Source organism: Compostibacillus humi (genome assembly GCF_014637175.1).
Classification (GTDB): domain Bacteria; phylum Bacillota; class Bacilli; order Bacillales; family Amphibacillaceae; genus Oceanobacillus; species Oceanobacillus humi.
On sequence record NZ_BMEV01000083.1, the window covers coordinates 1 to 11,183 of the forward strand.

At 41.8% G+C, this 11,183-nt stretch carries 12 protein-coding genes; all 12 read right to left on the reverse strand.

The features are described from left to right. Nucleotides 1-151: 151 nt before the first annotated feature. Nucleotides 152-1,417, reverse strand: coding sequence for a SpoIVB peptidase (spoIVB, locus tag IEV18_RS15270; RefSeq protein WP_444542330.1), 1,266 nt, complete (start codon nt 1,415-1,417; stop codon nt 152-154). Nucleotides 1,418-1,573: 156 nt separating this feature from the next. Then, nucleotides 1,574-3,295: a DNA repair protein RecN gene (gene recN / locus IEV18_RS15275; RefSeq protein ID WP_188393251.1), complete on the reverse strand. Its 1,722-nt coding sequence runs from the start codon at nt 3,293-3,295 to the stop codon at nt 1,574-1,576. An 18-nt stretch (nt 3,296-3,313) separates the two neighbouring features. Beyond that, a complete protein-coding gene (ahrC, locus tag IEV18_RS15280; protein WP_188393252.1) occupies nt 3,314-3,763 on the reverse strand; it encodes a transcriptional regulator AhrC/ArgR in 450 nt (149 codons plus the stop codon). 11 nt (nt 3,764-3,774) lie between these two features. Then, nucleotides 3,775-4,596 carry a TlyA family RNA methyltransferase gene (locus IEV18_RS15285; protein ID WP_188393253.1) on the reverse strand — a complete coding sequence of 274 codons (822 nt, stop codon included), beginning with the start codon at nt 4,594-4,596 and terminating at the stop codon, nt 3,775-3,777. A 158-nt stretch (nt 4,597-4,754) separates the two neighbouring features. Then, nucleotides 4,755-5,639 carry a polyprenyl synthetase family protein gene (locus IEV18_RS15290; protein WP_229733681.1) on the reverse strand — a complete coding sequence of 295 codons (885 nt, stop codon included), beginning with the start codon at nt 5,637-5,639 and terminating at the stop codon, nt 4,755-4,757. 2 nt (nt 5,640-5,641) lie between these two features. Continuing rightward, on the reverse strand, nt 5,642-5,872 hold the full coding sequence (locus IEV18_RS15295) for an exodeoxyribonuclease VII small subunit (RefSeq protein WP_188393254.1): 231 nt from the start codon (nt 5,870-5,872) through the stop codon (nt 5,642-5,644). After that, nucleotides 5,862-7,214 (reverse strand): exodeoxyribonuclease VII large subunit, encoded by a 1,353-nt coding sequence (gene xseA / locus IEV18_RS15300; protein ID WP_188393255.1) that lies wholly within the window; start codon nt 7,212-7,214, stop codon nt 5,862-5,864. The genes IEV18_RS15295 and xseA overlap by 11 nt, the downstream gene beginning before the upstream one ends. Next, nucleotides 7,207-8,064, reverse strand: coding sequence for a bifunctional methylenetetrahydrofolate dehydrogenase/methenyltetrahydrofolate cyclohydrolase FolD (gene folD, locus IEV18_RS15305; protein ID WP_188393256.1), 858 nt, complete (start codon nt 8,062-8,064; stop codon nt 7,207-7,209). Before folD ends, xseA begins: the two co-directional genes overlap by 8 nt. 17 nt (nt 8,065-8,081) lie before the next feature. Continuing rightward, complete coding sequence (gene nusB / locus IEV18_RS15310) at nt 8,082-8,462, reverse strand: transcription antitermination factor NusB (protein WP_188393257.1); 381 nt, start codon at nt 8,460-8,462, stop codon at nt 8,082-8,084. Between the two features lie 133 nt (nt 8,463-8,595). Continuing rightward, the gene (locus IEV18_RS15315) at nt 8,596-8,982 is read right to left on the reverse strand and encodes an Asp23/Gls24 family envelope stress response protein (RefSeq protein ID WP_188393258.1); all 387 of its coding nucleotides are present in this window, start codon (nt 8,980-8,982) and stop codon (nt 8,596-8,598) included. A gap of 22 nt (nt 8,983-9,004) precedes the next feature. Then, nucleotides 9,005-10,363 carry an acetyl-CoA carboxylase biotin carboxylase subunit gene (gene accC, locus IEV18_RS15320; RefSeq protein ID WP_188393259.1) on the reverse strand — a complete coding sequence of 453 codons (1,359 nt, stop codon included), beginning with the start codon at nt 10,361-10,363 and terminating at the stop codon, nt 9,005-9,007. Nucleotides 10,364-10,375: 12 nt separating this feature from the next. Beyond that, on the reverse strand, nt 10,376-10,891 hold the full coding sequence (gene accB, locus IEV18_RS15325) for an acetyl-CoA carboxylase biotin carboxyl carrier protein (RefSeq protein ID WP_188393260.1): 516 nt from the start codon (nt 10,889-10,891) through the stop codon (nt 10,376-10,378). Nucleotides 10,892-11,183 lie beyond the last annotated feature (292 nt).

An 11,183-nucleotide genomic window follows, 5' to 3' on the forward strand; every position in this document is an offset into this window, starting at 1 on the left:
CTTCAGACATGACGGTCACCCCCCATGCCCTTGTCTTAAGCTACAGCTACTACTGCCTTCACTGTTCGGGACTTTCACCCTATAGTCTGCACCCATGCCGGGCACACCAAAAAAAGATTTGTTATGGCATTTTCCATAACAAATCTTTCCTTTAGCTTGCCTGTTTGTTTTCTCCGTAAATGTTAATGCCTGCTTCTTGCAGCATCCACTCGATGTGAACTCCATACCCGCTCGTCGGATCGTTCACAAATACATGGGTGACTGCTCCGATAATTTTGCCGTCTTGCAGGATGGGGCTCCCGCTCATTCCTTGGACAATTCCTCCAGTCTTTTCCAATAATCGTTCATCGGTAATTTGGATAACCATCCCTTTTGTTGCCGGAAATTTTTGCGGGACACTGCTTATTATTTCGACAGCAAATTCTTCTACTTTTTCATCATCAACAACAGTTAAAATTTTTGCCGGACCTTCTTTCACCTCGTGGGATAGTGCTACCGGAAGCGGCTTATCATATTTTCCATTTTCCACGTCTTCTTTCAGTTCGCCAAAAATGCCGAAGGGACTGTTTTTAGTAATTGTACCAATTTGTTTTTTATCCGTAGAAAATCTCGCTTGCTTTTCTCCGGGGATGCCGCTATTCCCCTTTTCAATCGAAGTAACAGATGAACGGACAATTGTGCCGTTTTGAATTTCAATCGGTTTTTTCGTATCCATATCTGAAATGACGTGTCCTAGCGCCCCGTATTTTTTTGACTTTGGCTCGTAAAACGTCAAAGTGCCGATTCCGGCTGCAGAATCGCGAATATATAAGCCAATTTTATATTCGTCATCTTTCGTATCATATTCCGGATGCAATGGGGTTTCCATCGTTTCATTCCCTCTTTTTATCGTAATATTCAAACTCTTTTCTTCCTGACCGGCTTCCAATACGTGCTTTTTTACTTCTTCCATTTCATTGACCGGTTTTCCATTAATTTTTAAAATAATATCCCCAACTTGAATATCCGCTTTTTCGCCGGGCGATATCGTTCCTTCCTTGCCATTGACGAGATGATGTCCGACGACTAACACACCCATCGTCTCCAGCTGCACACCAATGGACTGTCCGCCGGGAATCACTTTTACATCTTCTATAGCTTTACGGTTCACCTGCTTTGTTGGAACACTATTTGCAAATACGGCATTTTCACTAAAATCAGTGTCCGTTACATTTATCGTGTCAGAATAGATGGCGAGTTTACTGCTAAGCGGTTGTTCTTTATTTATATCTCTTGTTATAGGGTTCTCAACAAGATGTTGACTTGGTGCAGCTTTTGCTTCCTCAAGATGCGAGATAGGGGTGTTGGAGGTATACATGATGGTTAGGGTTAACAAAACTCCAATACTGCAGCGAATTAAGTTAGAAATATTTTTCAATCGGTCCACTCTCCTTGTTGATTACCCACACCTTTTTATCTGTACCTTTAATTTGACCTAGAAGATGCGGTTTTAAACTGGAGAATGTTAAGAAAAGATGTGTATCTTTTCCAACCCTGCGATATTTTTTCACTGCAACATCACAAAAAACCCCGCTTACCTTTGCGGGGTCAGTTCTTTTTCTTTATACGATGAAGCAAAGTCGAGCAATTCTTTTGCGTGGTCTTTTGCCGTTTCTGTTAGTTGGGTTCCTGTCAGCATCCTGCTTAATTCCATTATTTGCTCTTCTTTATTTAGTTCCTTCACACTTGTTACAGTTCGATTTTGTTTTTCTTTCTTTTCAATGTAGAGATGGGTATCAGCCATTGCTGCGACCTGCGGCAAATGGGTAATACAGAGCACTTGGGATTGGCATGAAACTTCAAAAATCTTCTCGGCAATGGCTTGTGCAACCCGGCCGCTGACACCGGTATCCACTTCATCAAAAATAACACTCGTCACTCCTTGATGTTTGGCAAAAATTTTCTTTAAAGCGAGCATCATTCTTGACAGTTCACCGCCGGAAGCTATTTTATTTATTTCTTTTGGCGGTTCCCCTAAGTTCGTAGATACTAAAAAGCGGATGTGATCAAAGCCGAATTTATGCAACTTTGGTTCCCCGGCTTCATCCATTTCTTTCTGAAAGGAAACGTTAAAGGTGGCTTTTTCTAAATAAAGGTCCTTTAATTCTTCGACAACCGATTTTTCCAGCGCATTTGCCGATCTTTTCCGAATATGATGCAATTGCTGTGCTTCCAGCTGCAAATCTTTTTTACATTCATTAATTTGTTCCTGCAATTCGGATAAATGGGACTCCTTATTGTCAATCTGTTCTATTTCTTCTTCCACTTTTGCTAAATATTCGAGCATTTTGCTGACGGTTGAACCGTATTTCTTTTTCAGCCGATTCAATTCGTTTAATCTACCTTCGATTTCATTTAACCGTTCCGGATCAAATTGCAGACTGTCCAATTTATTTCTCAAATCATACGTTAAATCTTCTAATGCGTAATAATGATCGGCAATTTCCTTTGCTTTCTCAGCAATATACGGATCAATATGCTGTTGTTCTTCCAAGGAAGCAAGTGCTTGTCCGACCCAATCCAGTCCTTTACCGTCGCCATACAAGGCATTGTACGCGTCTTGCAGTGCAGTGAACACTTTTTCGAAATTAGACAAAATTAATTTTTCCTCTTCCAGTTTTGCATCTTCGCCAGCTACGAGATTCGCCTCTTCCAATTCCCTTTTCTGGAAGTTCAGTAAATCTAGCCGTTGAGCCGTCTCTTGTTCATTATCATTTAATTCTTGAAATCTTTTCTGCAGCTTGACGAGTTTATCATATAAAAATTTGTATTTTGCCAATGCTTTTTCTGTTTCCTCCGATTCGTACAAATCGAGAAGATGGATATGCTGGTCCGGATTCATTAATGTCTGTGTTTCATGCTGACTATGGATGTCGATTAACGTTTTGCCAATTTCCCTTAAAATTGCCAAAGTTACTAATTTGCTGTTCACCTTACAAATGCTTTTGCCGGAAGAGGTGATGATCCGTTCTAGGACAATTTGCCCGTCTTCCACTTCTATGCCAAAATGTTTGCATACTTTTTGTACCGGATGATCGTACTCATCTACGATAAACAAACCTTCAATTTGGGCCTTCTTTGATCCGTGTCTTACGTAGCCAACAGAACCTCTGCCGCCTGCCAGCAATTGTATCGCATCAATAATAATCGATTTCCCTGCACCGGTTTCGCCGGTTAATACCGTCAACCCATCATGAAAAGTAATGGAGATGGAATCGATAATGGCAAAATCGCGAATGGATAGTTGAGCAAGCACATTGCCACCTCCTTTTGATTAAAGCATGCTAATAAGCCGATTTTTTATCTGCTGCGCGTCTTTTTTAGTCCGGCAAATAATTAAGCAAGTATCATCTCCGCAAATCGTTCCTAAAATTTCCTGCCATTCCAGATGGTCAATTAACGCTCCAACCGCATTGGCATTGCCCGGCAATGTTTTTAAAACAATAAACTGGTTCGTCGTATCTATTTTGACAAATACGTCAACCATGAGCCGTTTTAATTTTTCCAGCGGATTGTACCGTTGATCTGCGGGCAGACTATATTTATATTTGCCGTTGCCCGCTGGAACTTTTACGAGCTGCAACTCTTTAATATCCCTTGATACGGTGGCTTGCGTGACGTTAAACCCTAAACGTTTTAAGCCATCTACCAAGTCGTCCTGGGTTTCAATGTCCTTCGTTGATATTATTTCCCGTATTTTTAAAAGCCGTTGTAGTTTGCTCATTGTCCACCTCTTTACTCCCCAATATGAAAATAATTATGGGCATCGTTTACAATATTTTCGATATTGATTTCAGCAGGCTGGCTTGTCAATTTTTCCCATCCTAAATGGGCTAAAAACTCGACATTTCCTTCTCCACCTGTTATTGGTGAATACGTCAAATTTAATAATTCGTATTGTTCCTCTTTGGCAAAATCGATGATTTCCTCCAGCACGTGCAAGTGAACCGACTTGTCTTTTACAATCCCCTTCAGGCCGACCTGTTCTTTTTTCGCCTCAAATTGGGGCTTGATAAGCGCAATAATATCACTGTCTGGACGAAGCAAATGTTTTAATACCGGCAATATCAATTTCAAGGAAATAAAGGAAACATCGATGGAAGCAACTTGCGGCATGCCTTCTTTCAGCATATCCGGGGTAACATGACGAAAGTTTGTCCGCTCCATCACGATGACACGGCGATCCTTTCTCAGTTTCCAATCAAGCTGATTGTAGCCGACATCAATCGCATAACTCCGTATGGCGCCATGCTGTAAAGCACAATCAGTAAAACCTCCGGTGGAAGAGCCGATATCAATCAGAATTTTACCTTTCACCGACAGGTCAAACTCCTTTAAAGCCTTTTCCAGCTTTAAACCGCCGCGGCTTACATACGGATGGTTCTTTTTATTTCCCTTCACCTCAATCGGTGTTTTTTCATCCACTGTCATTCCCGGTTTATCCAGCCTTGTCGTTCCAGAAAATACTAGCCCGGCCATGACGATGCGCTTTGCCATTTCCATATTTTCAGCAAGCTGTCTTTCCACTAATAATTCATCTAACCGTCTTTTTTTCATCATTCCATCCTTTTGATCAATTGTTAAAAAACTGGAAAAAAGCCGCTAACACTAACGTGATAACGGCAGAGGAGAAACAACAATAATCAGTCGTTGTAAAATAGTAGCATATGTATCATGCTTCATATTATCATATTTCAATGTATTTTTCCATCGTGTCAGTTTTCGCGGCTGCTTACGAATGTGGTAAGTTCCATTAAATAAGAGGCATCTGCATCCGCATTTGCCAATGCTTCTTTCGCTTTTGACAAATATTCTTCTTTCTTTTTAATGGCTCCATCTAATCCGAGTAATTTTGGATAAGTGCTTTTTTCGTTTTCCGCATCACTGCCGACAGGTTTCCCTAACTTTTCCTCATCACCGGTAATATCTAAAATATCATCTTGCACTTGGAATAATAATCCTAAATAATATGCAAACTGTTCCAATTGTGTCAATTGCTGCTTCGTTGCTCCGCCTAACAGCGCTCCGGCTAGAACGGAGAAACGCAATAGCTCCCCTGTTTTCAGAGCGTGAATTTTTTCCAGTTCGGCTAAATTCACTTGCTTTTTTTCTGCTTCCATATCCAGCATTTGACCGGCAACCATTCCCTTTGGACCGCCGCATTCAGAAAGAAGCCGGGCAATTTTTACCTTTTCTTCAGCCGATAATAACGGGTCCTCTAAAATAATTTCAAAACAATACGTTAATAATCCGTCACCGGCCAAGATGGCTGTCGCTTCATCAAATTGCCTATGGTTCGTTGGTTTTCCCCGGCGGTAATCATCATCGTCCATTGCCGGCAAATCATCGTGAATCAAAGAGTATGTATGCATGAATTCAACCGCACAGGCTGCGGACAGCGCCTTCTCGAAATCCTTTGCATAGACGTCATAGGCGGATAATAAAAGAATTGGCCGGAACCTTTTTCCGCCTGCTTCCACCGAATATATCATCGAATTTTTTAACCGTTCCGGTATGTCTAACCGGTAAAGATAATTTATAAGTGCTTTATCAACCCCATCTTTTAAATGGTTCATATACCGATTAAGATCTTTTCTCACAATTAGTTTTCCCCCTGTACATTAAAAAGCTCCGTTTCGCCTTGTTCATTCATAATCAGCGTCATCTGCTCCTGTACCTGTTTAAGTTTATCGCTGCATATTTTTGAGAGTGCCATACCTTCCTGATAAAAAGCAATCGCTTTTTCCAGCGGGACATCCCCTTCTTCCAGTTTGGCAACAATTTCTTCTAATTTTTTCATTGCCTCTTCAAAAGTTAGCTCTTCACTTGCCAATCTCTTCCTCCTCCTTTACCTCTAAAATTTCACAAGATATTGTTCCGTCTGCTACTTGTACGGAAATATGGTCCGTCGGCTCAACTTGACGGACCGAGCGGATAATATTGCCGTTCTCTGTATACGGCAATGCAAAACCGCGTTTCATAATTTCCAGCGGATTCAACAAGGTCAGCCTGTCGATGCGGTAGGCAAGCTCTTTTGTGTTTCGTTCCACTAATCTTTCCATACTGACCTTTAATCTCTTTTCATTTTCTCTTAATGTTTCCCGCGCCATTTGCATTTGCCTGCTTGGCTTCATCACCTGTAACCGCTGGAATACGTTTCGGTACTCATCCATTTTACTGTTTAACAGATGGGAGAAACTCCGTTCCAGCCGCTCCACAAATCGATCCAATTCCTGTTCCTTTTGGTTCATCACTTGGAAGGGATAGCGAAAGGCATATGCTTCTTGCAAATTATGTAATCTTTTTGTCGCATCGGTAATTTCCCGCTGCATTTGTTTATTCAACCGCTGTACGAAATGAATAATTTTCTCCCGGATTTCCAGCTGGGACGGAACCGCAAGCTCGGCTGCACCTGTTGGCGTCGGCGCCCGCAAATCGGCTACGTAATCACTAATGGTCACGTCGGTTTCATGGCCAACTGCAGAAATAATCGGGATGTTGGAGCGGAAAATGGCATCGGCAACCGGTTCTTCGTTAAAACTCCAAAGTTCTTCAATCGACCCGCCTCCCCGGCCGACGATCAGCACGTCAAAATCCATTTCATTTGCTTTCTCGATCGCTCGTACAATGGACGGTGCCGCATTTGGCCCTTGCACAAACACAGGAAGGACGGTAACTTTTACAATCGGGTAACGCCGTTTGATCGTTGTAATAATATCACGGACAGCCGCTCCAGTTGGTGAGGTAATAACACCGATATGTTTCGGATACAGAGGCAGTGGCTTTTTATATTTCGGGTCAAAATAGCCTTTTTTCTGCAGCTTATCTTTCAACTGTTCGAAGGCTAAATATAGAGAGCCGATCCCGTCCGGCTCCATTTCGTGTATATAAAGCTGGTATTGGCCGTGGGCTTCGTAAATGCTTACTTCCCCGCGGATTAAAACGCTCATTCCATTTTCCGGCCGGAATTTTAGAAACCGGTTATTGCCGGCAAACATCACTGCCTGTATTTTCGCATGTTCATCTTTAATCGTCATATACATATGACCGCGGGAATGATGCTTAAAGTTGGAAATTTCCCCCCGCAGCCATATATTGCGCAAATGGGGGTCCGTGTCTATTTTTCGTTTTAAATACCTCGTCAACGCAGTAACGGTTAAATATTTGTCATTCAACGCGATTCAGCCCTTTAGCCGCATCGATTGTATTTTTTAATAACATGGCAATCGTCATCGGCCCTACCCCTCCTGGTACCGGAGTAATATGAGATGCCTTTTCCATTGCCCCTTCCATATCAACATCCCCCGTTAACGATCCGTCTTCCAGCCGATTTATCCCGACATCAATAACAACTGCTCCTTTTTTAATATAATCTTTCGTAATGACATTCGCCTTCCCGATTGCAGCGATTAAAATATCGGCCTGCTCCGTATACTGCTTTAAATTTTTCGTCCGGGAATGGCAATACGTAACCGTAGCGTTCCGGTTCAGCAATAATTGGCCGACCGGTTTGCCGACAATATTGCTTCTGCCGATTACTACCGCATGTTTTCCTTCAATTTCAATATCGTATGCATCGAGCATCGTCATAATGCCGTAAGGAGTACATGGCAAAAAGGTATCTTCTCCAGTCATCATTTTGCCGATATTTACCGGATGAAACCCGTCAACATCTTTATTTGGCGATATCGCAGTAATGACTAATTGTTCTCTTATATGCTCCGGCAATGGCAGCTGTACTAATATGCCATGAACAGTATCATCTTCATTCAATTGTTGGATTAGACGAAGCAATTCTTTCTCTGATGTCGAATCAGGCAAGCGGATTACATCCGCCAAAATCCCTGCCTCCTTCGCTGCTTTTTCCTTCCCTTTAACGTAGGACAGGGAAGCTGGATTATTGCCGACCAAAACGACCGTTAATTTTGGTTTGATGCCGTCTTGAACAAGCTGATCTACTTCATCCTTCATTTCCATTCTTAATCTCTGGGCCAACTGTTTTCCGTTTAAGATGTTAACGCTCATCCTTTTCCATTTCTCCTTTATTCATCAATTTTTGACAAAACTCCGTTAATAAACCTTCCTGAATGATCGTCACCATATTTTTTTCCTAATTCCACCGCTTCATTGATGGAAACTTTTTTCGGAATTTCATCTATGTATAATATTTCAAATACGGCAATCCGCAAAATTGCCTTTTCCACCGCAGCTACCCGTTGAAAGGACCAGTTTTCCAGTTTTTCAATAATTTTTTCATCCACTTCCTGTTTATGCTCGTACACTCCCTCGACGAGACGGGAAGTAAAGGTATCGATTTGTTGGTTCTCTGCAAAAGCAGCTAATGCTTCTTTTGGCTCCACATCATTCATATCCATTTGAAACAAAATTTGAAAAGCTGCTTCCCGCGCTTGGTGTCTTTTCATCGGTCTACTTTCTCCTTTTATCAATCTCTACCAAATGATAACATGATTCTTTAAGCAAATCTAGAAAACGCAGAAAAGAAAAAATGAAGGTTTTTCCTCACCTTCATTTTTTCCCGATTACTATGTTTCATCGTTATTCTTCCGCGCCTGTATCTTCCATATGAATGCCGACAACATGGACGTTTACTTCGCTAACTTCCAGGGAAGTCATCGTTTTTAATGATTGCCGGATATTGGACTGAATTTGTTCGGCAACATAAGGAATCGATACGCCAAACTTTAAAATAACGTAAAGGTCGACAGATATTCCATCCTCTGTTAGTTCTACTTTTACACCTTTACTATGGGATTTTTTGCCCAGCTTTTCCGCCATGCCGGAGGCAAAATTTCCCCGCATCGCATAAAGCCCTTCCACTTCTGTCGCTGCAATCCCGGCAATTACTTCAATCACTTCCGGGGCAATTTCGACTTTTCCTAATCCGGAATCGTCATGGACATTCAGCAATGGCTGTTCACTCATATATACCCTCCTCGTTTCCTCGCTAATCCTTCGTTTCTAAAATGGGGTTTTCTTCTAAAAATTTCGTATTATAGTCACCTCGTATAAATGCGTCGTTTTCCATTATAATACGGTGAAAAGGAATCGTTGTATGCACGCCTTCAATAATGTATTCATCCAACGCCCGTTTCATTCGTTTGATTGCTTCTTCCCTCGTTGATGCATGGGTAATTAGCTTTGCAACCATCGAATCATAATAAGGCGGAATCTCGAAACCTGGATAGACAGCTGAATCAATCCGGACACCAAATCCGCCTGGCGCCAGGTAAGTTTCAATCTTACCAGGGGAAGGCATAAAGTTTTTAAACGGGTTTTCCGCATTAATCCGGCATTCAATAGAATGTCCCTGAAACTGGATTTCCTCTTGGGTAAAGGAAAGTTTTTCTCCGCCGGCAATCTTGATCTGCTCCTTAATCAAATCGACTCCTGTAACCATCTCTGTTACCGGATGCTCGACCTGAATGCGGGTATTCATTTCCATGAAGTAGAAAGCCCCGTCTGTCCGGTCAAAAATATATTCAATGGTTCCTGCACCGACATAATTGACTGCCTTTGCTGCATTAATGGAAGCTTGCCCCATTTCTGCTCTGATTTCCTCCGTAATGTATGGCGATGGAGTTTCTTCGATGAGCTTTTGCAGCCGTCTTTGAATGGTACAGTCTCTTTCCCCCAAATGGACGACATTTCCATATTTGTCTGCCAATATCTGGATTTCAATATGGCGGAAATCTTCGATATATTTTTCGAGATAAACCCCCGGATTTCCGAATGCAGTCTCAGCTTCCTTCTGAGTCAGCTCAATTCCTTTGAGCAATTCTTCTTCGTTTCGGGCAACACGGATTCCTTTTCCGCCTCCGCCAGCTGTTGCTTTAATAATTACCGGAAAACCAATTTCCTTGGCGATATGTAGAGCTTCTTCCTCGCTTTGGATAATACCGTTTGAACCGGGAACGATTGGGACATTTGCTTTTTTCATCGTTTCCCTTGCCACATCTTTTATACCCATTTTTTGGATTGCTTCCGGCTCAGGACCAATAAAAATAATGTTGCACGCTTTGCACAGCTCGGCAAAATCGGCATTTTCCGCCAAAAAACCATATCCCGGATGGATCGCATCCACATTCGTTAACGTGGCAACACTCATAATGTTCGTCATGTTTAAATAGCTGTCTTTGCTATATTTTGGACCAATACAATATGCTTCGTCAGCCAATTGCACATGTAAAGCGTCTTTATCTGCATCGGAATATACCGCTACTGTTTCAATTCCCAGTTCATGACAAGCTCGGATGATTCGGAGGGCAATTTCACCTCTGTTTGCAATTAATACTTTCTTGATCACCTTTCCAACTCCTTACTTGGTTTTCACGCGAAACAGCGGCTGGCCGTATTCTACCAACTGGCCATTCTCTACAAGTATTTCTACAATTTCACCACTTACTTCGGCTTCGATTTCATTAAACAATTTCATCGCTTCGACAATACATACGACAGTATCTTTCTCCACTTTGCTTCCCACTTGCACGTATGGGTCACTTTCAGGAGATGGTGCAGCATAAAATGTACCGACCATCGGAGATACGATTTCATGATCATATGTAATGTTATGGTTTTCTTCGATTATTTCTGTTGTGACTTTTTCTTCCGCTTGCTCTGCGGGCTCGTTATCCGGTTTTCTCTCTATAACCGTCTCTATCATCGGTTCCGCTTTCTCCTTCCTATATTCAGTTGCAGCCGGTGCATTGGAGACGTTACCCGCTGATGCTTTTTTCATTTTTACCTTTGTACCGTTCGATTCGTAGGTAAACTCATCAATGGCCGATTGATCAATTAATTTGATCAATTCACGGATTTCTTGCACTTTTAGCATCTTTATTCAACACTCCTTTAACTAGCATGTAAAGTACGGTTCGTCATCTAATTTTATTTTAAGACAAAATCCCACTGTTCTACAACTTCAGATTCAGAATATATGTTGTATTTTAAAAATGAGATTCCTTTCCAGATTATATCAATAATAAAAAGAAAATGCTATTATCAGCCATAAAGAGTTTGTGTCAAGCTTTTCTCGGTAACCTTCTCACACCAGTATTTCCGGCACTCTATTTTTGTACGCTTACTTAGGCTACCGCGCGATTACCATCGCTTGGTGGCCTGTTATT

What these genes read in the sequence shown, in the direction of transcription:
- nusB (WP_188393257.1), bottom strand. Translation starts at nt 8,462, where the DNA reads ATGAAAAGACACCAAGCGCGGGAAGCAGCTTTTCAAATTTTGTTTCAA.
- ahrC (WP_188393252.1), bottom strand. Translation starts at nt 3,763, where the DNA reads ATGAGCAAACTACAACGGCTTTTAAAAATACGGGAAATAATATCAACG.
- IEV18_RS15285 (WP_188393253.1), bottom strand. Translation starts at nt 4,596, where the DNA reads ATGAAAAAAAGACGGTTAGATGAATTATTAGTGGAAAGACAGCTTGCT.
- IEV18_RS15315 (WP_188393258.1), bottom strand. Translation starts at nt 8,982, where the DNA reads ATGAGTGAACAGCCATTGCTGAATGTCCATGACGATTCCGGATTAGGA.
- accB (WP_188393260.1), bottom strand. Translation starts at nt 10,891, where the DNA reads ATGCTAAAAGTGCAAGAAATCCGTGAATTGATCAAATTAATTGATCAA.
- folD (WP_188393256.1), bottom strand. Translation starts at nt 8,064, where the DNA reads ATGAGCGTTAACATCTTAAACGGAAAACAGTTGGCCCAGAGATTAAGA.